This window comes from Paracoccus contaminans (assembly GCF_002105555.1).
Classification (GTDB): Bacteria; Pseudomonadota; Alphaproteobacteria; order Rhodobacterales; family Rhodobacteraceae; genus Paracoccus; species Paracoccus contaminans.
In genome coordinates, this window is the sequence record NZ_CP020612.1 from 2,333,079 (window position 1) to 2,355,598 (window position 22,520).

Here is a 22,520-nt window from a genome sequence, read left to right on the forward strand (position 1 = left end):
ATGCTTGCCATCTTGGGGGCTGACCCGGTCCGGGCATGAAAGGAAGACGAATGACCGACAACACACTTGTCACCTATCCGGTGCTGCCGCTGCGCGACATCGTGGTGTTTCCGCACATGATCGTGCCGCTGTTCGTCGGACGCGAAAAATCGGTCCGCGCGCTGGAGGCGGTGATGGAGCAGGATCGCCCGATCCTGCTGGCCGCGCAGAAGGATGCCTCGGTCGATGAGCCCGACACGGACGGTATTTTCGAGACGGGCGTTCTGGCGAATGTGCTGCAACTGCTCAAGCTGCCTGACGGCACCGTCAAGGTGCTGGTCGAGGGGCAGTCGCGCGTGCGCATCACCGGTTTCGCCCAGAACGAGCGCTTTTTCGAAGGCACCGCCGAGCCGCTGGAGGAAACCGAGGGCGATGCCGAAAGCGTCGCGGCCCTGATCCGCGCCGTGGCCGAGGAATTCGAGAAATACGTCAAGGTCCGCAAGAACATCCCCGAAGAGGCGGTTTCGGCCGTCGCGGATGCGCGCGATCCGCGCAAGCTGGCGGATCTCGTGTCGGGCCATCTGGGGATCGACATCGCCCGCAAGCAGGAACTGCTTGAGACGCTGGATGTCGCCCAGCGGCTGGAGAAGGTCTATGGCCTGATGCAGGGCGAGATGTCCGTCCTGCAGGTCGAGAAGAAGATCAAGTCCCGCGTCAAGAACCAGATGGAGAAGACGCAGCGGGAATATTACCTCAATGAGCAGATGAAGGCGATCCAGCGCGAGCTGGGCGATGGCGAGGATGGCCAGAACGAGTTGGCCGAGCTGGAAGAGAAGATCGCCAAGACCCAGTTCAGCAAGGAGGCCCGCGACAAGGCCCTGTCCGAGCTGAAGAAGCTCAAGTCCATGTCGCCGATGTCGGCCGAGGCGACGGTCAGCCGCAACTATCTTGACTGGCTGCTGAGCCTGCCCTGGGGCGTCAAGTCGCGGACCCGCCGCGATCTGGCGGCGGCCGAGAAGGTGCTGGACGCGGACCATTACGGCCTTGAGAAGGTCAAGGAGCGGATCGTCGAGTATCTGGCCGTGCAGTCGCGCTCGGACAAGCTGAAGGGACCGATCCTGTGCCTTGTCGGCCCGCCCGGCGTTGGCAAGACCAGCCTTGGCAAGTCGGTGGCCAAGGCCACGGGGCGCGAGTTCATCCGCATCAGCCTTGGCGGCGTGCGCGACGAATCGGAAATCCGCGGCCACCGGCGGACCTATATCGGTTCGATGCCCGGCAAGATCATCCAGGCCCTCAAGAAGGCCAAGACGACCAACCCGCTGATCCTGCTGGATGAAATCGACAAGATGGGCCAGGATTTCCGGGGCGACCCGGCCTCGGCCATGCTGGAGGTGCTGGACCCCGAACAGAACGCGACCTTCGTGGACCACTATCTCGAGGTGGAATACGATCTGTCGAACGTGATGTTCGTCACCACCGCCAACAGCTATAACATGCCCGGCCCGCTGCTGGACCGGATGGAGATCATCCCCCTTGCCGGCTATACCGAGGATGAAAAGCGCGAGATCGCGCGCCATCACCTGCTGCCCAAGCAGATCAAGGCCAACGGCCTGAAGAAGGGCGAGTTCTCGGTCACGGACGAGGCTTTGACCCATGTCATCCGCTATTACACCCGTGAGGCGGGCGTGCGGAACCTGGAGCGCGAGATCGCGAAACTGGCCCGCAAGGCGGTGACCGAGATCCTGCGCGGCAAGGTGACATCGGTCGAGGTGACGCCCGAGAAGGCCGAGGATTACCTTGGCGTTCGCCGGCACCGCTATGGCCTGGCCGAGAAGGACGACCAGGTCGGCGTGGTCACGGGCCTTGCCTGGACGCAGACGGGGGGCGATTTGCTGCAGATCGAGGCCTTGAAGCTGCCGGGCAAGGGCGTGATGAAGACGACCGGGAAACTGGGCGACGTGATGAAGGAATCGATCGACGCGGCGGCCAGCTTCGTCCGTTCGGTCGCGCCCGAGCTGGGGATCGAGCCGCCCCAGTTCACCAAGCGCGACATCCACGTCCACGTCCCCGAGGGCGCGACGCCCAAGGACGGCCCCTCGGCCGGTCTGGCGATGGTCACCTCGGTCGTGTCGGTGATGACCAACATTCCCGTCCGCAAGGACGTGGCAATGACGGGCGAGGTCACGCTGCGGGGCAACGCGCTGGCGATCGGCGGGCTGAAGGAAAAACTGCTCGCGGCGCTGCGCGGCGGCATCAAGACGGTGCTGATTCCGCAGGAAAACGAAAAGGACCTGGCCGACATCCCCGACAACGTCAAACAGGGCATGACCATCATCCCCGTGTCCAATGTGCGCGAGGTTCTGCGCCACGCGCTGGTGCGGATGCCCGAACCGATGGAATGGGATGAGGCGGCTTGGGAAATCGCCGAGGCCAAGCGTCTGGCCAGCCTGCGCGATGGAACGATCGGCTCTGCCACCGCGCATTGACCAAAGCGAATCAAGATAGAATCACGCGCCCCCTGGGGCGCGTGATTTGCGTTTGAACAGCAGTTCGCTGATTAAACCTGTTCAAATCGCCAAGTTGACCGAATCTGCCGGCTGCTAAACTATGCGCGCACATTCCTTATCCGGCGGACTTCATGGAACACGAAAACCAGACTTTGGATGACGCAACCAGCAACCCGGTGGCACCGGGAACGCACCTGGCTTCATCCGCATCTGACGATGCCGGGTTGGTCCTGCACAAGGCCGAATTTCTTGACCGCGTCAGCGCCGCGAGCAACGTCCCGCGGGCGCAGGTGCGTCGGATCGTCGAGGCAACCCTTGCGGAACTGGGCCAGGCACTGACCGGCGACGAAGCCCTCGTCCTGCCGCCCTTGGGCACGGTGCGCGTGCGCCGTCGCCGATCGGCGCCGGGGGGCGAAATCGTCCTGGTGCGCCTGCGCCGGAACACTGTTCCGGCCGAACACCGGCCGGCCAAGTCGACCACCTGACCAAAGGCGGCCTGTGCCGCGCCGGATGCAAAGGGGCTTGCCGTCCGGTGCGGCACAGGCTAATCAGCAGCCCACCGGGCGATTAGCTCAGCGGTAGAGCGCTTCGTTCACATCGAAGATGTCAGCGGTTCAAATCCGTTATCGCCCACCATCATTCCTTACGACCAGCGCGCGCCTCAGGGCGCGCGTTTTGGTTTTCGCCGCCTATTCGTGCGCCTTCACGGCGCCGCCCCCTGTCGCCTCCGCACTGCTGCAAGTGCCGGCCCGGCCGGCCCGAACCGTTGCCTTTCTCGGTGCGGACGCTGCTGCGCGCAGATCCGCAACAGCCGCATCGGCGGGTGGATAGTGCCGCCGTCCTGGAACGGGGCTGGCTGCCCTGTCACCGGGCCGATGCCCAGCCGAAAGAACGGAGAACGGCGATGCCCGAGACCACCCCCACCATCATGCCCAGCAGGGCGACCATCACCGGCACGCTTCTGGATGCCCAGCTCAGCCCCGTGTCGGGGGGCAAGGTCGTTGCTGTGCTGACCGGCTCGGACCATTTCGATGGCGGCGTGCGCATCGTCTCGCAAAAGATCGAGGCGACCACGAATGAACGGGGCGAATACCAGCTTGAGCTGATCGTCAACGGCGAAGGCGAGAATGCCGCAACCGCCTGGGACGTGACCGGCTATAACGCCTTTGTCGAGCCGGTCTTTCAGTCCAAGGGGCTGTTCGTGGCAACCGCCGACCCTGCCACCATGTCCGAGATCGAGCGCACGAGCGAGATCAACCGCAAGGCCGCCCGCGACGGGGTGCTGGGGCGCCTGATCTATGTCGAAAGCCTTGAAGAATATCAGGCGCTGCCGGCAAGCCAGCGCCGCGACAGCGATACCCTGCTTGTGCTGGGGGCGTGATCCATGCCGATCCAGATCCTGGACAACGTCTCGCGCCGCCTGTTTGACGGGGTTGGGTCCGTCTATGTGCGCGGCGTGCGCATCGCCGTGCTGTCAGGCGACGGCCGTGTCATCGTGCCGGGCGCGGATGAGCCTGCGCCCGCCAACACCCCCCCCGTCCTGGCCGTCATCCCGGCGCTGAGCGCCGAGGTCGGCAAGCCCTTCTCGTTCACCGCGGCAGGCTCTGACGCCGAGGGGCCGCTGGTCTGGGCCTGGAGCGGCCTTCCGGCGGGCATCGCTGCCGACGGGCCCCTCATCAGCGGCACGCCTGAGGAGGCCGGGACAGCGACCGTCACGGTAACGCTGACCGATGGGGGCGGGCTCAGCGTCTCGCGCAGCGCGGCGATGACCGTGGCCGCGGCGGCCGGTATTGCCCCGGTTGTCACCGCCGCCCCCACAATTACCGGCGACGCGGTGGCCGGCAGCCTGCTGACGGTGGACATCGGCACCGCCAGCGGCACCCCGGCCCCGACCGCCACGATCCAGTGGTGGCGGGACGGCACCGATATCGCAGGGGCAACAGGGCAAACCCTTAGGCTGGCCGCCGCGGATGCCGGCCAGGCGATCACCGCACGGGTGACCTGGACCAACAGCGCGGGCGCCGCGACGGCCGATTCAAACCCGATCAACGCCGCGGCGGCACCCTCGCTGAACTATGATGCAGGTGCGCTGATCTATTATGAAAAAGGCATGCCGGTGCTGGGTTCGGCCAGCGCCGTCACGGGTGTCGCGATGCGCGGCACCGGCGCCATCACCATGACGGCTACTGGGACCGGGGCAGATATTGCCAGCGGGCCGGGCGGGCTGGCCTTTTTGGCCGGTAAGTCGCTGGCCAGATCGGGCCTTGCCAACCTGCCGATGGGCGACGGCATTTTTGCGGTGGTCCGGGTGACGCTGAACGCGCCCCCCGCATCGGGCACCCAGGACATTCTGAGCGGCAGCGGGAAATACCCCCGCATCCTGTCACTTTCGCCCGGAACGGCGCTGGTCGTGCAGGCGGTCGGGGACAACGCGACCAATGTCGCGGCCGGCCCGCTGACCTATCCCGCCAGCCTGGTCGTCGGGGGCGAGATGGACGATGTCGCCAACACCCTGCGCACGCTGACCCTGGACGGATCGGTCACCACGACGCCGATCGCCCTCACCGATCCCAGCGCCACTGCCCTGTCGCTGATGAAGAACGTCAACGGCACGCTTGAGCGGCTGGCCATCGTGGTTCGACCCGAGGGCAGCGCATGGCCCATGTCCTTTGATGCAGTGGTTGCGGATTTTCGGGCCGCCTGACGGGGCCTGACAATACCGTGACCGAAATCGTGATGGCGCGCGGGCAGTCGCTGTCGCTGGGCCCGAACATGGGCGCGCTGGCCAGTCCCGCCGGAACGCGGTGGCGCGATGTCTATGACGGGACCGCCTATCCCAGGGCCGGCTATCTGACGGGGCTTCAGCGCGCGGACGGGCAGGCGATCGCCAGTGTCGCGAACCCGCTGCTGCTGGGCTATGACCGGACGGTGCCGGCCGCCGCGATCGCGCCGATGGCGGTGCTGACCTCGCTGCCGGTGGGGGCAGTCATCGCGGCGGGGCTGATCCGCGACGGGCTGGCGCAGGAAACGCTGTTCCAGTTCCATGATGCGGGCGGGCAGTCGATCGAGAATCTCGACAGCGATCCGGCGACGGGCAGCAATGGCACGACCCTGTATGACAATGCCGAATATTGGCTGGCCGAAGCGGTGCGCCTGCTGCGCGCGGCGGGGCGCGAGCCTGTGGTCCGCCGCATCCATCTGAACCAGGGCGAGGCGGATGTCGCCTGGCCGGCAGGCAGATGGGCCGCGGCGGCGGGCCTTGCGCTTGACCAGATGACCGAGCAGGTCTTGCGCCTGACCGGGCAGGCGGCCGCCCCGCGCCTGTTTCTGGAACAGACGGGCGGATACATGATGAACACCAACATCAACCGCCACCGATGCAAGCTGGATCAGCTGGCCCTGCTGCGGCAGCGCAGCGGCATCCTGACGACGCCCCTTTATCCCTACAAGGTGGACAATGCCGACGGTAAGGGCGTTCACAAGACCGCCGAGGCCCATCTGGAATTGTGCGAGACGATCCTGTGGGCCATCGCCGAAACCGCTGCGGGGCGCGACTGGAACATCCTTCCGCCGCTGAGCGCGGCGCGGGCGGGGGACAGCATCATCATCCCGATGACGATGCCCCCCGGCGAGACGTTGACGCAGGAGCCGGCGGGGAAATATGCCGCCTACGGGGGCGATCCGGCGCATCTGGGGCTTGAGGCCCTGGGCGGGGGCAGCATCGTTTCGGTGGCCCTGTCGGGGCAGTCGATCACGCTGGCGGTGTCGGGGCCGGTGACGGCCCTGCGCTATGCGATGCAGGAAACGGCGACCGATTACCGCATGCTGACCGATGCGGCAAAGCAGGGCTATACCGCCCATCGCGGCATGCTGCGGTCAGACCGCACAAGGGCCGTCACGACCGGCGGGCTGGAGCTGACGCTGAAACGCTGGTTGCCCAGCTTCGAGGTTGCCGTGGCCTGAGGGGCAGGGCGCCGGGGGGTGCCCCCGGCGCCGTCTCATACCTCGAAGGCGTTGCGTTCGTGATAGCTGCGCAGAAAGCTGCGGATGCGTTCATCGGTCGGCGCGCCGAAGATCTGCGATGGCGGGGCGGCGCTGACCAGCTCGCCCCGTTCCATGAAGGCCACCTGGTCGGCGACATGGGCGGCAAAGCCCATCTCATGCGTGACGACCACCATCGTCATCCCTTCGGTCGCCAGCTGCTTCATCACCGACAGCACCTCGCCCACCAGTTCGGGGTCGAGCGCGCTGGTCGGCTCGTCGAACAGCATCACCCGGGGCTGCATGGCGATGGCGCGGGCGATGGCGACGCGCTGCTGCTGGCCGCCGGACAGGCGGCCGGGATGGTTCTGGGTCTTGTCCCCCAGACCAACCTTGTCCAGCGCGGCACGGGCCTGCGCCTGCGCCTCGGCACGGGCCATGCCGCGTACCCGCTCAAGCCCCTCGGCCACGTTCTGCAGCGCCGTCATGTGGGGCCACAGGTTGAACTGCTGGAACACCATGCCGATGTCGCGCCGCAATTCGCGCAGCCGGCGCGGCCGCATCCGCCGCCCGCCGGGCGTTTCATAGCCGATCAGCTGCTCGTCCAGCCGGATCTCGCCCGAGTCATATTCCTCGAGAAAGTTGATGCAACGCAGCAGCGTGGACTTGCCCGAACCGGACGGTCCGATCAGGCAGGTGACCTTGCCCGGCGGCACATGCAGGTTGACGTTCCGCAGCGCCTGGAAGGGGCCGTAGAACTTGTTGACATTGCGGATTTCAACCGATGCTGCCTGAGCCATCTCAAGCCCTTTCCAGATGCCGTGTCACACGGGATTCCAGCCGCCGGCCCAGGCGCGAGATCGCCTCGACCAGGCCCCAGAAGAACAGGGCGAGCACGGCGTTCGCCTCGAGATAGCGGAAGGTTTCGGTGGACATCCGCTGAACCTGATACATCAGCTCGGGCACGGTGATGATCGACAGGATGACCGTTTCCTTGGTCAGGATGATCGAGAAGTTGACCAGTGCCGGCAGCGCCGACACCAGTGCCAGCGGCAACAGGATGCGCAGGGCGATGGCCGGTTCGGCCATGCCGATGGCGCGCGCTGCCTCGATCTGGCCATGGGGAACGGCCTTGAAGCCCGAGCGGAAGATTTCCGCGAAATAGGGGCTGCCATACAGCGTCAGCCCCAGCAGGCCCGCAGGCAGCGCGTCCAGCCGCAGCCCCACCAGCGGCCCGCCGTAATACAGCACGAAGAGCTGGACCAGAAACGGCGTGCCGCGGATGACCTCGACATAGGCCCGGATGATCCAGGACAGCCAGCGCGGCCCATAGCGCACCGCCAACGCGAGCATCAGCCCCAGCAGCATGCCGAGGGCGGTGCCGGCCAGCCAGCAGAACACCGTGACACCGAAGCCGCGCAGCAGCATCGGCCCGTATTGTTGAAGGATGTCCAGCGCCATCAGATCGCCGCCCTGTATTCCAGCCAGCGGCCGAGCGCCGCAAGGCAGAGGTTGATCGCCAGATAGAGGCAGGCGGCGGCCAGATAGACCTCGAGCGGGCGGAAGGTCGTGGCGGCCTGCGCCTGGCTCGCGCGGGTCAGTTCCAGGATGCCCACGACCGACACCAGCGAGGATGCCTTGACCAGCAGGATCAGTTCGTTGACCAGCGCCGGCAGGGACATCGCCACGGCCTGCGGCAGGATGATGCGGGTCCAGATCGTGCGGGGGGCCATGCCGATCGCCTGCGCGGCCTCCGCCTGGCCGGGGGGCATGGCGCCGATCGCCCCGCGCCAGATTTCCGAGATATAGGCGCTGGCGCAGATGCCGACCGTCACCACCGCGGCCACCAGCGGCGGCACGTCCACCCCCACCACCGGCAGCAGATAGAACATCAGCAGCAGTTGCACCAGCAGCGGCACCCCGCGCAGAAAGCTGACCCAGACGGCGGCGGCCCGCCGCGCGAGGGACGAGCCCGACAGCCGCATGGCGCAGACCGCGACGCCGATCACCAGCCCCAGCGCGATGCCCAGCCCGGACACCAGCAGCGTATATCGCGCCGCCCAGGCAAGCGGCACGAAAGCGTCAAGAAAGGTGTGGACCGAGAACATCAGGCGTCGGGCTTTCATGAAAATGCCGGGCAAGGCGATCCCTGCCCGGCAGGGCGGTCAGTTGACGACGGGCTTGAGCGGCAGTTCGGTATAGCTGCCCAGCCATTTTTCCTGGATCGCCTTGACGCGGCCATCGGCGGTCATCTTGGCGATGGCGTCCTCGATCGCCTTGCGGAAGCTTTCCGAATTGTCGTCCTTGCGCAGCACCCAGGCAAAATAGGACGGCTTGCCGAATTGCGCCGGCTCGAACAGGGCAAAGGTTTCGGGCCGGTTCTTGACCAGGTAGGTCAGGTTGGGCAGCGAGCCTGCCACCGCGTCCAGCCGCCCCGCGGCGAGATCGGCATAGGCTTCGTCGGTGGTGCCGTATTCCTTGACCGTCACGCCGCCCAGCGACTCGCCATAGGCCTGCAGCTGCTTGAACTGCGCGGTGCCCTGCTGAACGCCGACCGTCTTGCCCTTGATGTCCTCGGGCTTGGTCAGTTCCTTGTTCGACGCGGCCTTGACCAGCGACACCGTCGCATCGGCGATCGGCGGGGTAAAGGTATAGCGTTCCAGCCGCTCGGCCGTGACGGTCACGGGGGCGATGACGATGTCGAACTTGCCGACCTCGAGCCCCGGCAGCTCGGCCGTCCAGGGGATGTCCTGATAGACGGGCTGGACGCCGATTTCCTTGGCGACCTCGTCGAACAGATCCTTGGTCATCCCTTCATAGGTGCCGTTGTTCAGCATGTCGAAGGGGGTGTAGTGCATGTCCGTCGCGGTGGTGATCTTGCCGGCCGCCTTGATGTCGGCAAGCTGGTCGGCCAGCGCGCCGCTGGCGACGGCGGCCAGCGCGGCTGCGCCCAGAAGGGCGGCGCGAAGGGTGGTGCGGATGGTCATGATGTCCTCTCCTGTCAGGGGCGGTGTCTGATCCGGCGACCGTGCCCCGCAGCCGCCGGTGATGACCCGCGCCGAGATTAGCGGCGGCGCGGCGGGAATCCAGCCGTCATGTCCTGTCCGCGGGGAACAGCATCACAGCCAGCATCGTTGCATCCGATTGCGGCATCTCGTCCGGCTCGATGAGCAGCGTGTCACCAAGGCTGATGGCCTGCCCGCCCGCCATGCCGTTCGTCAGCGCGACCAGCGCCGCCGTGCCCGCAGGGATCGGCGCGCCGGGCGGCAGCAGCCGCACGGCATGGGACAGCGCCGCCCGCCGGGTCATCACGTTCAGGTCGGTGACGGGCCCGCCGCGCAGCCGCGCCGCGACCGGCGCCTCGCCGGGAAAGGCCAGCGGGCGCAGGGCAGGCAGGTCCACCGCGCCCGCCCCGAAATCAAGGGCCAGGCCGTCGCCCTCGATCACGGTCAGCGTCCGGTCGATCCCCGGAAAGGCCGAGAACGGCCCGTCGGAGGCAATCTCGGCCATGCTGAGGCGCCAGTCGAAATCCTCCAGCCCCGCACCCGGCGGATGGGCCGCGATTTCCCGCGTGACGCCGCCGCCGTTCTTCCACGGCTGCGGCACCAGATCGGCCCGTCGGACCAGTTTCACTTGAGGATGCCCGGCAGGTTCAGCCCATGCTCGCGCGCGCAATCAAGCGCGATGTCATAGCCCGCATCGGCATGGCGCATGACGCCCGTCGCCGGGTCGTTCCACAGCACGCGGGCAATGCGGCGATCGGCATCCTCGGATCCGTCGCAGCAGATCACCATGCCGGAATGCTGGCTGAACCCCATGCCGACCCCGCCGCCATGATGCAGCGACACCCAGGTCGCGCCCGAGGCGGTGTTCAGCAGCGCGTTCAGCAGCGGCCAGTCGGACACGGCATCGCTGCCGTCCTTCATGGCTTCGGTCTCGCGGTTCGGGGATGCCACCGAGCCGCTGTCCAGATGGTCGCGGCCGATGACGACCGGGGCCTTCAACTCGCCATTGCGCACCATCTCGTTGATCGCCAGCCCGGCGCGGTGCCGGTCGCCGAGGCCGATCCACATGATCCGCGCCGGCAGGCCCTGGAAGGCGATGCGGTCGGCGGCCATGTCCAGCCAGCGGTGCAGGTGCGCGTTCTCGGGGAACAGCTCCTTCATGCGGCGGTCGGTCTTGTAGATGTCCTCGGGGTCGCCCGACAGCGCGGCCCAGCGGAACGGGCCGATGCCGCGGCAGAACAGCGGGCGGATATAGGCGGGGACGAAGCCGGGGAAGGCAAAGGCGTTTTCCAGCCCCTCATCCAGCGCGACCTGGCGGATGTTGTTGCCGTAATCCAGCGTCGGCACGCCGGCGTTCCAGAAATCGACCATCGCCGCGACATGATCCTTCATCGAGGCGCGGGCGGCGGCCTCGACCGCCTTGGGATCGGTTTCCTGCCTGGCGCGCCATTCGGCGACCGTCCAGCCCTTGGGCAGATAGCCGTGCAGCGGGTCATGGGCGCTGGTCTGGTCGGTGACCATGTCCGGGCGCGGCCCGCCCGCCTTCATGCGCCGCACCAGTTCGGGGAACACCTCGGCCGCGTTGCCGATCAGCGCGACCGATTTTGCCTCGCCTGCCTTGGTCCACTGGTCGATCATCGCCAGCGCCTCGTCGAGGCTGTGGGCTTTCGCGTCGCAATAGCGGGTGCGGATGCGGAAATCGGCGCGGGTTTCGTCGCATTCGACGGCCAGGCAGCAGGCCCCGGCCATCACGGCGGCCAGCGGCTGCGCGCCGCCCATCCCGCCAAGCCCCGCCGTCAGGATCCAGCGGCCCTTGAGGTTGCCGTCGTAATGCTGGCGCCCGGCTTCGGCAAAGGTCTCATAGGTGCCCTGAACGATGCCTTGCGTGCCGATATAGATCCACGATCCGGCGGTCATCTGGCCATACATCGCCAGACCGCGCTTATCGAGTTCGTTGAAATGGTCCCAGGTGGCCCAGTGGGGCACGAGGTTGGAGTTGGCGATCAGCACACGGGGCGCGTCCTTGTGCGTCTGGAACACGCCCACCGGCTTGCCCGACTGGACCAGCAGGGTCTGATCATCCTCAAGCGCGCGCAGGGATGCGACGATCTGGTCGAAATCGTCCCAGGTCCGGGCGGCGCGGCCGATGCCGCCATAGACGACCAGCTCGTGCGGGTTTTCGGCCACGTCGGGATGCAGGTTGTTCATCAGCATCCGCAAGGGCGCCTCGGTCAGCCAGCTTTTCGCCGTCAGCTCGGTCCCGGTGGCGGGGAAAACGTCGCGGGTGTTGTGGCGCGGGTTGTTCATCATCGCCTCCTCAATGGCTGTCCAGGGTGACGCCCGCCGCGCGGGCAAGGGTGCCGTCCGCGACCAGGGCGGCGGCGGCGGTCAGGTCGGGGGCGAGGTAGCGGTCCTGCCCCATCGCCGACACCACGGTCCGCAGCGCGGCGATCGCGGCCGCCAGCGGGGCCGAGGTTTCCAGCGGCGCGCGGAAGGCGACGCCCTGCGCGGCGCAGATCGCCTCGACCCCCACGATCACGTCAAGGTTGTCGGCCATCCGCCCAAGCCGCCGCGCGCCATGCGCGGCCATGCTGACGTGATCTTCCTGGTTGGCGCTGGTCGGGGTGCTGTCGGTGCTGCACGGCGTCGCCAGGAACTTGTTCTCGCTCATCAGCGCCGCGGTTGTCACCTCGGCGATCATCAGGCCGCTGTTCAGGCCCGGCTCGGGCGTCAGGAAGGGCGGCAGGCCAAAGTTCAGCGCCGGGTCAACCATCATGGCAACGCGGCGCTGGGCGATGGCGCCGATCTCGGCCATGGCCAGCGCGATCTGGTCGGCGGCGAAGGCCACCGGCTCGGCATGGAAATTGCCGCCCGAGACGATGCTGCCGTCCGACAGGACCAGCGGGTTGTCGGTGACGGCGTTCGCCTCGATCAGCAGGGTGCGGGCGGCATGTCCCAGCACGTCCAGCGCCGCGCCCGTCACCTGCGGTTGGCAGCGGATGCAGTAGGGGTCCTGCACGCGGGCATCGCCCTCGCGGTGGCTTTCGCGGATCTGGCTGCCGGCCATCAGGCGGCGCGCCTCGGCCGCCACCGCGATCTGGCCGGGCTGGCCGCGCAGGGTGTGGATTTCCTCGGCAAAGGGGGCGGTGCTGCCCATGATCGCGTCGGTGGACATGGCCCCGGTGACGACCGCCGCGCGGGCGGCGGCGAATGCCCGGAACAGGCCGATCAGCGCAAAGGCGGTGGAAAACTGCGTACCGTTGATGAGGGCCAGACCCTCCTTGGCGCCCAGCGTCACGGGGGCGAGGCCGGCGGCGGCCAGCGCCTCGGCGCCGCGCATGCGGCGGCCATCGTGGAGCGCCTCGCCCTCGCCCATCATCACGGCGGCCATATGGGCCAGCGGCGCCAGATCACCCGATGCGCCGACGCTGCCCTGCGCGGGGATCAGCGGGGTCACGCCGCGCTCAAGCATCGCCTCGATCTGGCGGACGATCACCGGCCGCACGCCCGAGGCGCCGCGGCCGAGGCTGAGCAGCTTGAGTGCCATCATCAGCCGCACGGCATTGCCCTCGCAGGGCTCGCCCACGCCGCAGCAATGCGACAGGATCAGGTTGCGTTGCAGTGTCGCGGTGTCCTCGGGGGCGATGCGGACCGAGGCGAGTTTGCCAAAGCCCGTGTTCACCCCGTAGACCGCCGCATCCCCGGCGGCGGCGGCGGCGATGCGCGCGGCGGATGCCTCGATCCCCGGCATGGCGGCAGGGTCCAGCCGCACGGGCAGGCCTTCGCGCCAGATCCGTTCCAGTTCGGCCAGCGTTGCGTGGCCCGGTGTCAGGGTCAGGGTCTCAGGCAAGATCGCCTCCGATGATGCGGGCGTGAAGGGGGTTGTAGCCGATGCGATAGGCCAGTTCCGCCGGATGGGCGATGTCCCACACCGCCAGATCGGCCAGCATGCCGGGCGCGATGCGGCCCCGGTCGGACAGGCCCAGCGCACGGGCGGCGTTGGCGGTGACGCCGGCCAGACATTCCGCCGGGGTCAGGCGGAACAGCGTCGCGCCCATGTTCATCGCCAGCAGGATCGAGGTCAGCGGCGAGGTGCCTGGGTTGCAGTCGGTCGCCAGCGCGATCGGAACGCCGGCATCGCGCAGGCCCTGCACGGGCGGCATCCGCGTCTCGCGCAGCGCATAGAAGGCGCCGGGCAGCAGGACGGCGACGGTGCCCGCACCCGCCATCGCGGCGATCCCGTCAGCCCCCAGCCATTCCAGATGATCGGCCGAGATCGCGCCGTGCCGCGCCGCCATCGCCGCGCCGCCCAGATCCGAGAGCTGTTCGGCATGCAGCTTGACCGGCAGGCCCAGCGCCGCGGCGCGATCGAAGATGCGCTCCATCTCCTCGGGCGAAAAGGCGATCCCCTCGCAGAAACCGTCCACGGCATCGACCAGCCCTTCGGCATGGGCGGCCTCCATCCCGGCGATCACGACGTGATCGATATAGCCGGCGCGGTCGTCCCGGTATTCGGGGGGCAGGGCATGGGCGGCAAGCCAGGTGGTGACGATGCGCAGCGGGCGTTCCTGCCCGATGCGGCGGGCAACGCGCAGCATCCGCAGCTCGGTTTCGAGATCGAGCCCATAGCCCGACTTGATCTCGACCGTCGTCACGCCCTCGGCGATCAGGTGGTCGGCGCGCCGCAGGGCTGCGGCCAGCAGCGCCCCTTCGTCCGCGGCGCGGGTCGCGCGGACGGTGGACAGGATGCCGCCGCCGGCGCGGGCGATCTCCTCATAGCTGGCGCCGTTCAGGCGCATGTCGAATTCGCGCGCGCGGTCGCCGCCAAAGACCAGATGGGTATGGCAGTCGATCAGGCCTGCCGTCACCAGCCGCCCGCCCATGGAGCGCCGCTGCCCGCCCGGCGGCAGGTCGGCCGCGGGGCCGGCAAAGGCGATCCGGCCGCCCTCGATCGCAATGGCGGCATCCCCGGTCAGCGCAAAGCCGTCCGGTCCTGCCTCCGCCAGCGTGACATCGGTGAGAATCATGCGCCGCTCCTTCGCGGGCTTGTCGCGTTGAAGGGAGCGTATTATGCTTACTCATATTCCGTCAAGCGAGGTGTGCTGCCATGACCATCCTTCACGCCGATCAGGCGCTGCTGCCCGATGGCTGGGCGCAGGACGTGCGGGTGCGCATTGATGGCTCGGGCCGTATCGCCGAGGTGGCGGCGGGCGGCGCCGACGGGGGCGGCGCCGACATGCGCGTGGGCGTGCTGCTGCCCGCGCCGGCCAACAGCCATTCCCATGCCTTCCAGCGCGCCATGGCCGGCCTGACCGAGCGGCGGGGCGAGGGCGCCGACAGCTTCTGGACCTGGCGCAGCCTGATGTATCGCTTTCTCGAGGCGATCGACCCCGATCAGGTGCAGGCGATCGCCGCCTTCGTGCAGATGGAAATGCTCGAGGCGGGCTTTGCCACGAATGTCGAATTCCACTATCTGCACCACCGTCCCGGCGGCGCCCCCTATGACGACCCGGCCGAGATGTCGGCCCGCATCGCCGCGGCCGCCGCGCAGTCGGGCATCGGGCTGACGCTGCTGCCGGTGCTGTATCGGTTCGGCGGTTGCGACGGGCGGCCGCTGGCCGGGGGGCAGCTGCGGTTCGGCAACGACCCGGACGGCTTTGCGCGGCTGATCGAGGGGGCGTGGGCCGCGCTGCGCGGTCTGCCGGACGCGCGGCTGGGCGTTGCGCCCCATTCCCTGCGCGCGGTCGGGTGCGGCGATTTCGCGGCGCTTGCCGCGCTGACCGACGGCCCGATCCACATGCATCTGGCCGAGCAGCAGCCCGAGGTTGACGAGGTGCAGGCCGCCTATGGCGCCCGCCCGGTCGAATGGGCGCTGGACAATCTGGACCTGTCGGCGCGCTGGTGCCTGATCCACCTGACGCAGATGACCCCGGCCGAAACGACGGCGCTGGCCCGCACCGGCGCTGTGGCCGGCCTCTGCCCGCTGACCGAGGCGAGCCTCGGCGACGGCATCTTTGACGGGGTGCGCTGGATGGGGGCGGGGGGCGCGATCTCGCTGGGCTCGGACAGCAATATCCGGATCGCCCTTGCCGAGGAGCTGCGCCAGCTGGAAACCACGCAGCGCCTGCGCGATCACAGCCGCGCGGCGCTGGCAACGGCCGATCTGTCCACCGGGCGGCGCATCTTTCAGGCAGCGGCGGCGGGCGGGGCGCAGGCGGCGGGCCGCGGGGCAGGGACCATCGCCGAAGGCCAGGCGGCCGACCTGCTGGCGCTGGACATGGGCCATCCCGATCTCGAAGGGCTGAAGGGGGATCTGATCCTCGACAGCTTTGCCATGGCCGGGGGCAACCGGATGGTGGCCGATGTCTGGGCGGGCGGGCGGCACATGGTCCGCGGCGGCCGCCATACTGGGCGAGAGGCGATCACCGAGGCCTATCGGCGCGCCGTGCGGGGCCTGCGCGCCAGCGTCTGATCAATAGCGCGTCGTCAGCCGGTGCCCTTCGCGATAGATCAGGCGCACCAGGGTGACGGGCTGGCGCTGCCATTCGGTGCGCCGGTCGATGCAGAACAGGGCCGTGCCGGGCTCGCAGGCCAGATGCGCCGACTGCGCCGCGCTGGCGGCGACGGCGGAAAAGCCGATCTCGGCGCTGGTGAAGGGGATCTTGCTCACCAGCCATTCGTTCGGGCCCTGGGCCGAGAAATCGGCCTCGGCCGCGTCGGGTGCGGCGGCCAGGTTGATCCAGCGGTCCTCGAGCTGATAGGGCGCGCCATCGGCGAAATGCAGGCACAGCAGATGGCGCAGCCGGGCTGCCGGCCCGATTCGCAGGGCGGCCGCCACCCCGGCCGGGGGATCGGCGATGTCCGAGGCCAGCAGGCGATAGGAATAGGCCGCGCCGAGCGTCGTGATCTCGTCCCGCACCAGGGGGATCTGGAACCGGGCCGAACGCAGCGGCGCGGCCCGCACACGGGTTCCCGCCTTGCGGCGGCGTTCGATCAGCCCGTCGGCCACCAGCTCGCGCATCGCTCGGCCGACCGTCGTCCGGGCGACCCCATAGGCCCCGGCAAGGTCCACCTCGTCCGGCAGGCGCCCGCCGGGCGGCCATTCGCCATGCTGGATGCGGCGCAGGAGATCGGCCTTGATCGCTTTGAAGGTGGCAGGCGGCATGGTCCGGATCGGCGCAGGGGTCGGGGAGGCCGATCATAGGGGACTGGCCGACTTGCACAATGTCCCCCGGCCCAGTGCCGCCGCCCGGCCCTGATGCGCCCGTCCTGCCGGCCCCTGCCTGCCGCCCTGAAGCTGCCGGCCCTGCCTTGCCGGGCCGCTCGCGCTGTGGTGCGCCGAGCGCCCCGTTCCCGCCCGGCGGCCCTGATTCGGGGCTGTTGCCCGCCATATCGGGGGGCGTCGCGCCTTGCGCGCCGGTTCCGTCCATCCCATAAGCATGGCGGGGGCGGTTAGCTCAGCTGGTAGAGCGTCTCGTTTACACCGAGGATGTCGGGGGTTCGAACCCCTCACCGCCCACCATTGTCCTATGGAAATCTGTCCTCTGCAGCCCTGCCTGGACGATATGCGCCAAGGTTCGGCGCTTTCCGTTCGGCAGCCCTGGGCGCCAAAGGGGGAGCAGGCGCGGCCGGATGCCGGGCAGGGGCCGGGGAGGCGCTTGGCCTTGCATGGCCCGGACGACCAGCGGTGTTTCATCTTTCCATGCCGCGCCGCGCGAGGGATGTTGACCCGGCGCGCAAGGCTTCGCATACTGAAGAAATGAACAGCCGTTCAATACTGGGGAGGATTGGGGCTGATGTTTACCACCGGGATGCAGTTCGACCTTGGCGAGGACGTCAATCCCCTGCGCGAGATGGTTCATGCCTGGGCGCAGGAGCGAATCAGGCCGATGGCCGCCGCCGTCGATAGCGGCAACGCCTTTCCCGCCGAATTGTGGGCCGAGATGGGCGCCCTGGGCCTGCTGGGCATCACCGTGCCCGAGGAATATGGCGGATCGGGCCTTGGCTATCTGGCCCATACCGTCGCGGTCGAGGAAATCGCCCGCGCCTCTGCCTCGGTCAGCCTGTCCTATGGCGCCCATTCCAACCTGTGCGTCAACCAGCTCAAGCTGAACGGCACGGATGAGCAGCGCCGCCGCTATCTGCCCAGGCTGTGCAGCGGCGATCATGTCGGCGCGCTGGCCATGTCAGAGGAGGGCGCGGGTTCGGACGTGGTGGGCATGCGCCTGCGCGCCGAAAGGCGGAACGGCTATTATGTCCTGAACGGGTCCAAATACTGGATCACCAATGGTCCCGATGCCGATGTGCTGGTCGTCTATGCCAAGACCGACCCCGAGGCGGGCAGCAAGGGCATCACCGCCTTCATCGTGGAAAAGGGCACCAGGGGATTCACCCAGGGGCCGCATTTCGACAAGCTGGGCATGCGCGGGTCGAATACGGGCGAGCTGGTCTTCGACAATGCCGAGATTCCGTTCGAGAATGTTCTGGGCGCCGAGGGGCGGGGCGTGCGCGTCCTGATGTCGGGGCTGGATTACGAACGGGTGGTGCTGTCGGGCATCGGCCTGGGCATCATGGCGGCCTGCCTTGACGAGGTGATGCCCTATATGCGCCAGCGCCGCCAGTTCGGCCAGCCCATCGGAAACTTCCAGCTGATGCAGGGCAAGATCGCCGACATGTATGTCGCGCTGAACACCGCCCGCGCCTATGTCTATGAGGTCGCGCGCGCCTGCGATGCGGGCCGCGTCACCCGGCAGGATGCCGCCGGCGCTGTGCTGTATGCCAGCGAACAGGCGATGGTGCAGGCCCATCAGGCCGTGCAGGCGCTGGGCGGGGCGGGGTTCCTGAACGATTCGGTCGTCAGCCGCCTGTTCCGCGACGCCAAGCTGATGGAGATCGGCGCCGGCACCAGCGAGATCCGCCGCATGCTGATCGGCCGCGAACTGATGGCCCTGGAATGAGGCGCCCCGTGCAGGGCCGTTCGACCAGGGTGGAGGAACCATGCAGCCCTTGCTGACCGGAACGGACTATCCCGCGCTCAGGCGCAGCTTTCGCTGGGGCTTTCCGGTCCGGCTGAACATGGCCGACCAGGCCATCGGCGACTGGGCGCGCACCCAGCCGGACCGCACGGCGATCATCGAATGGGATGGCGGGCCGCGCCCGGTCAGCTACGGGGCGCTGAACGCGCGCGCCGACCGGCTGGCCCATGCCCTGGGCGCGGCGCGGGGGGACCGGGTCGGCGTGTTGCGCACCCAGTCCGCCTGGACTGCCGCCGCCCATGCCGCGGTCTGGAAATGCGGCGCGATCTCGGTCCCGCTGTTCAAGCTGTTCGGGGACGAGGCGCTGCGCCTGCGCCTGTCGGATGCGGGCATCCGCACCGTCATCACCGACCCCGAGGGGCGGGCGATGCTGGCCCCCTTCGGCCTGCGCGTGATCGTTCCCGAAGAGGATGCGCTGCCCGAGGGCGGCCCTTTCCCATGCGCCGATACCGGACCCGAGGATCCGGCGGTCATCATCTACACCTCGGGCACCACCGGCAGCCCCAAGGGCGCGCTGCACGGGCACCGGATGCTGACCGGCCATCTGCCCGGCGTCGAGATGAGCCATGATCTGCTGCAACCGGGCCGTGACGTTCTGTGGACGCCGGCCGACTGGGCCTGGATCGGCGGTCTGTTCGACGTGGCCATGCCGGGCCTTGCGCTGGGCGTTCCCGTGGTGGCCGCGCGGCTGCCGCGGTTCGAGGTCGAGGCCTGCCTGCGCCTGATCCGCGACTGCGGCGTAACCGCCACCTTCCTGCCGCCGACCGCGCTGCGCATGCTCAAGGCGGCGGGCGCGGCGATCCCCGGCCTACGCTCGGTCGCGTCGGGGGGCGAGCCGCTGGGGGCCGAGATGCTGGCCTGGGGGCGCGAGGCGCTGGGCCTGACCATCAACGAATTCTACGGCCAGACGGAATGCAACATGGTCGCCTCGGGGGCGTCCTCCATGTTTCCCGCCCAGCCGGGATATATCGGCAAGGCGGTGCCGGGCTTTGACGTGCAGGTGATCGACGCCGCCGGCCAGCCCACGGACGGGGAAGGCGACATCGCCATCCGCCGCGGCGCTGGCAGCATGATGCTGGGCTACTGGAACCGCCCCGACGCCACCGCCGAAAAATTCCGCGGCGACTGGATGGTGACGGGCGACCGGGGGGCGATCGAGGACGGCTATATCCGCTTTCTGGGGCGGGATGATGATGTCATCACCTCGGCCGGCTACCGGATCGGCCCGTCGGAAATCGAGGATGTGCTGCTTGCCCATCCCGCCGTCGCCGCGGCGGCGGTGGTCGGCAAGCCCGATCCGCTGCGCACCGAGATCGTGATGGCCTATATCGTGCTGCGCCCCGGCCTTGCCCCCTCGGACGCGCTGACGGCCGCCTTGCAGGATCACGCGCGCATCCATTGCGCCGCGCACAGCTATCCGCGCGAGATCGCCTTTCTGGATGCGCTGCCGGTGACGATCACGGGCAAGGTGATGCGGCGCACGCTGCGCGCGCTGGCCGGGGGGCGCCATGACTGGCGGGGCAGGGCGCGCGCCCCGTGGGGGGCGCGCGCCGCGCTCAGAACTTCATCACATAGGCCGCCTGGACGGCCACAGGGTCGATCTCGACCTCGCCGATCTTGGTGCCGTCCAGCGACACGTCGCTGTCGATGTCGATATAGCGCAGCGTTCCGCGGATGGCCGAGCGGTCGTTCAGCCACCAGTCGGCCCCCGCCTGCATCGCCCAGCCCCAGCTGCTTTCCAGGTCGAGGTCCGAACCCGCCAGCGCGCCGGTTGTCTTTTCGCCCCAGAATCCGGTGTAGTTGATCCCGAAGCCAGCATAGGGCCGGAAGGCCGATCCGGTGTCAAAGTGATAGTTCAGGCTCAGCACCGGGGGCAGGTGCTTGACGCTGCCGACCCGGCCCACGCCCTTGACGCGCACATCATGTTCAAAGGGCGTGGCCGCCAGCAGCTCGACCCCCAGATTGTCGCGGACGAAATACTCGACGGTCACGGTGGGCCGGGTGTCGTCGCCGACCTCGGATTTCAGCGTCCCGGCCAGGGTGCCGGTGTCGTCCTTGGGCATGACGCTGCCGACCCCGAGGCCGACGGTCCAGTCCCCGGCGGACTGGGCGAGGGCGGGTGCGGCCAGGGCGGCGGCGATCAGCGCAGCGAGGCTGAGGGTCTTCATCGGACGGCTCCTTTCATGTGCGACGCGGCAGATCTGCGTCCTGGCCGTGCCCGCCGGCATGATCTGCATCAAATTCCGGCGCGCGGGGGCCTGCCTGCGGCGATCCGCCGCGCCCCCTCGCGCCTTTGCTGCGCCCCGCGGGGCGGGGCGCTCGGGCCCGCCACGACGATCCTCCCGCCACGCTGCGAAGTGAGTACTGCCGCATGAAGCTGAAATCCTCGGTCCTGACGAATTCGGACGGCTTTCGCGCCAACCGCGCGGCGCATCTGGCGATGCTCGAGACGGTGCGCGCGGCGGCCGAGGCTGCGGCGGCAGGCGGCGGGGCCGATGCGGTGGCCCGCCATGTCAGCCGCGGCAAGATGCCGCCGCGCGAACGGGTGGCCAACCTGCTGGACCCTGGCTCGCCCTTTCTGGAAATCAGCGCAACGGCCGCGCATAGGATGTATGACGGCGCGGCCCCCGGCGCCGGGGTCATCGCCGGGATCGGCCGTGTCCACGGGCAGGACGTGATGGTCGTGGCCAATGACGCCACCGTCAAGGGCGGCACCTATTACCCGATGACGGTGAAAAAGCATCTGCGCGCGCAGGAGATCGCCGAGCAATGCGCGCTGCCCTGCGTCTATCTGGTCGATTCGGGCGGGGCGAACCTGCCCAACCAGGACGAGGTCTTTCCCGACCGCGACCATTTCGGCCGCATCTTCTACAACCAGGCGCAGATGAGCGCCAAGGGCATCCCGCAGATCGCGGTGGTGATGGGGTCCTGCACCGCCGGGGGGGCCTATGTCCCCGCCATGTCCGATGTGACGATCATCGTGCGCAACCAGGGAACGATCTTCCTGGCCGGCCCGCCTTTGGTCAGGGCCGCGACCGGAGAGGTCGTCAGCGCCGAGGATCTGGGCGGGGGCGACGTGCATACCCGCCTGTCCGGCGTCGCCGATTACCTGGCCGAGGATGACGGCCACGCGCTCGCGCTCGCCCGCCGCGCCGTCAGCCACCTGAACCGTCGTCTGCCGCAGACGGTGGTGTGGCAGGCGCCCGAACCGCCCGCCCATGACCCCGAGGAGATCCTCGGCGTGGTGCCGGGCGACCTGCGCACCCCCTATGACATCCGCGAGGTGATCGCGCGCGTGGTGGACGCCAGCCGCTTCGACGAGTTCAAGCCGCGCTTCGGCGAAACGCTGGTCACCGGCTTTGCCCATGTGGAGGGCTGCCCGGTCGGGATCGTGGCCAACAACGGCGTGCTGTTTTCCGAGGCAGCGATCAAGGGCGCGCATTTCATCGAGCTGTGCAGCCAGCGGTCGATCCCGCTGGTGTTCCTGCAGAACATCACCGGCTTCATGGTCGGGCGGAAATACGAAAACGAAGGCATCGCCCGCCACGGGGCCAAGATGGTGACGGCGGTGGCGACCACCGCCGTGCCCAAGATCACCATGCTGGTCGGCGGCAGCTTTGGCGCCGGCAACTACGGCATGGCCGGGCGCGCCTATTCGCCGCGCTTCCTGTGGACCTGGCCCAACAGCCGCATCGGCGTCATGGGCGGCGAGCAGGCGGCCGGGGTCCTGGCCACCGTCCGGCGCGAGGGGATCGAGCGCAAGGGCGGCACATGGAGCGCCGGGGACGAGGCCGAGTTCAAGCGCCCGACGATCGAGATGTTCGAGCGGCAGTCCCACCCGCTCTATGCCTCGGCGCGGCTGTGGGATGACGGGGTCATCGACCCGCGCAAGACACGCGACGTGCTGTCGCTGTCGCTGCGGGCCAGCCTCAACGCCCCGATCGAGCCGACCCGCTTCGGCCTGTTCAGGATGTAGCCCGTTCTTCTGCATGACAATATCCTCCGGGGGTCCG

18 protein-coding genes, 2 tRNA genes and 1 pseudogene are annotated in these 22,520 nt (G+C 68.5%); 11 read left to right on the plus strand and 10 right to left on the minus strand.

Going from position 1 to position 22,520, the window contains the following annotated elements; translation table 11 throughout:
• The first annotated feature begins 50 nt into the window (after positions 1 to 50).
• The 6 genes from lon to B0A89_RS11135 all read left to right on the plus strand — a co-directional run bounded on the left by lon (position 51) and on the right by B0A89_RS11135 (position 6,449).
• Positions 51 to 2,465 carry an endopeptidase La gene (gene lon / locus B0A89_RS11110; protein WP_085378212.1) on the plus strand — a complete coding sequence of 805 codons (2,415 nt, stop codon included), beginning with the start codon at positions 51 to 53 and terminating at the stop codon, positions 2,463 to 2,465.
• Positions 2,466 to 2,617: 152 nt separating this feature from the next.
• Positions 2,618 to 2,971, plus strand: coding sequence for an HU family DNA-binding protein (locus B0A89_RS11115; protein ID WP_085378213.1), 354 nt, complete (start codon positions 2,618 to 2,620; stop codon positions 2,969 to 2,971).
• 76 nt (positions 2,972 to 3,047) lie between these two features.
• Positions 3,048 to 3,122 (plus strand) — tRNA-Val (locus tag B0A89_RS11120).
• A gap of 268 nt (positions 3,123 to 3,390) precedes the next feature.
• Positions 3,391 to 3,867: a hypothetical protein gene (locus B0A89_RS11125; RefSeq protein WP_240558531.1), complete on the plus strand. Its 477-nt coding sequence runs from the start codon at positions 3,391 to 3,393 to the stop codon at positions 3,865 to 3,867.
• A gap of 3 nt (positions 3,868 to 3,870) precedes the next feature.
• Entirely contained in the window at positions 3,871 to 5,190 is a 1,320-nt protein-coding gene (locus B0A89_RS11130; RefSeq protein ID WP_085378214.1) for a putative Ig domain-containing protein, read from the plus strand.
• A 17-nt stretch (positions 5,191 to 5,207) separates the two neighbouring features.
• Positions 5,208 to 6,449 carry a hypothetical protein gene (locus tag B0A89_RS11135; protein ID WP_085378215.1) on the plus strand — a complete coding sequence of 414 codons (1,242 nt, stop codon included), beginning with the start codon at positions 5,208 to 5,210 and terminating at the stop codon, positions 6,447 to 6,449.
• A 35-nt stretch (positions 6,450 to 6,484) separates the two neighbouring features.
• Here B0A89_RS11135 and B0A89_RS11140 read toward each other — a convergent pair whose 3' ends face one another.
• The 8 genes from B0A89_RS11140 to hutI form a co-directional block, all read right to left on the minus strand.
• Entirely contained in the window at positions 6,485 to 7,267 is a 783-nt protein-coding gene (locus tag B0A89_RS11140) for an amino acid ABC transporter ATP-binding protein (protein WP_085378216.1), read from the minus strand.
• Position 7,268: 1 nt separating this feature from the next.
• Entirely contained in the window at positions 7,269 to 7,928 is a 660-nt protein-coding gene (locus B0A89_RS11145; RefSeq protein WP_085378217.1) for an amino acid ABC transporter permease, read from the minus strand.
• Positions 7,928 to 8,593, minus strand: a complete 666-nt coding sequence (locus B0A89_RS11150) for an amino acid ABC transporter permease (protein WP_240558532.1) — start codon at positions 8,591 to 8,593, stop codon at positions 7,928 to 7,930. Before B0A89_RS11150 ends, B0A89_RS11145 begins: the two co-directional genes overlap by 1 nt.
• A 39-nt stretch (positions 8,594 to 8,632) precedes the next feature.
• The gene (locus B0A89_RS11155; RefSeq protein WP_085378219.1) at positions 8,633 to 9,454 is read right to left on the minus strand and encodes a transporter substrate-binding domain-containing protein; all 822 of its coding nucleotides are present in this window, start codon (positions 9,452 to 9,454) and stop codon (positions 8,633 to 8,635) included.
• Positions 9,455 to 9,560: 106 nt separating this feature from the next.
• Positions 9,561 to 10,100 carry a HutD/Ves family protein gene (locus B0A89_RS11160; RefSeq protein WP_085378220.1) on the minus strand — a complete coding sequence of 180 codons (540 nt, stop codon included), beginning with the start codon at positions 10,098 to 10,100 and terminating at the stop codon, positions 9,561 to 9,563.
• Entirely contained in the window at positions 10,097 to 11,779 is a 1,683-nt protein-coding gene (hutU, locus tag B0A89_RS11165; RefSeq protein WP_085378221.1) for a urocanate hydratase, read from the minus strand. Before hutU ends, B0A89_RS11160 begins: the two co-directional genes overlap by 4 nt.
• A 10-nt stretch (positions 11,780 to 11,789) precedes the next feature.
• Positions 11,790 to 13,325 carry a histidine ammonia-lyase gene (gene hutH / locus B0A89_RS11170; RefSeq protein WP_085378899.1) on the minus strand — a complete coding sequence of 512 codons (1,536 nt, stop codon included), beginning with the start codon at positions 13,323 to 13,325 and terminating at the stop codon, positions 11,790 to 11,792.
• Positions 13,315 to 14,499: an imidazolonepropionase gene (gene hutI / locus B0A89_RS11175; RefSeq protein WP_085378222.1), complete on the minus strand. Its 1,185-nt coding sequence runs from the start codon at positions 14,497 to 14,499 to the stop codon at positions 13,315 to 13,317. The genes hutH and hutI overlap by 11 nt, the downstream gene beginning before the upstream one ends.
• An 80-nt stretch (positions 14,500 to 14,579) precedes the next feature.
• Between hutI and B0A89_RS11180 the strand changes: the two genes are divergently transcribed.
• Positions 14,580 to 15,944 (plus strand): formimidoylglutamate deiminase, encoded by a 1,365-nt coding sequence (locus tag B0A89_RS11180; protein ID WP_085378223.1) that lies wholly within the window; start codon positions 14,580 to 14,582, stop codon positions 15,942 to 15,944.
• Here B0A89_RS11180 and B0A89_RS11185 read toward each other — a convergent pair whose 3' ends face one another.
• Entirely contained in the window at positions 15,945 to 16,637 is a 693-nt protein-coding gene (locus tag B0A89_RS11185) for a GntR family transcriptional regulator (RefSeq protein ID WP_085378224.1), read from the minus strand.
• Positions 16,638 to 16,918: 281 nt separating this feature from the next.
• Between B0A89_RS11185 and B0A89_RS11190 the strand changes: the two genes are divergently transcribed.
• From B0A89_RS11190 to B0A89_RS11200, 3 genes and pseudogenes are all read left to right on the plus strand, one after another.
• Positions 16,919 to 16,994 (plus strand) — tRNA-Val (locus B0A89_RS11190).
• Positions 16,995 to 17,268: 274 nt separating this feature from the next.
• Positions 17,269 to 18,429, plus strand: coding sequence for an isovaleryl-CoA dehydrogenase (locus B0A89_RS11195; protein ID WP_085378900.1), 1,161 nt, complete (start codon positions 17,269 to 17,271; stop codon positions 18,427 to 18,429).
• A gap of 118 nt (positions 18,430 to 18,547) precedes the next feature.
• Positions 18,548 to 19,915 (plus strand): annotated as a pseudogene (locus B0A89_RS11200) (AMP-binding protein); the annotation flags it as partial.
• A gap of 148 nt (positions 19,916 to 20,063) precedes the next feature.
• Here B0A89_RS11200 and B0A89_RS11205 read toward each other — a convergent pair.
• Entirely contained in the window at positions 20,064 to 20,675 is a 612-nt protein-coding gene (locus B0A89_RS11205) for an OmpW/AlkL family protein (RefSeq protein ID WP_085378901.1), read from the minus strand.
• A gap of 203 nt (positions 20,676 to 20,878) precedes the next feature.
• On the opposite strand from B0A89_RS11205, the gene B0A89_RS11210 reads away from it, so the two are divergent.
• Entirely contained in the window at positions 20,879 to 22,483 is a 1,605-nt protein-coding gene (locus tag B0A89_RS11210) for a carboxyl transferase domain-containing protein (RefSeq protein ID WP_085378225.1), read from the plus strand.
• Positions 22,484 to 22,520: the final 37 nt, after the last annotated feature.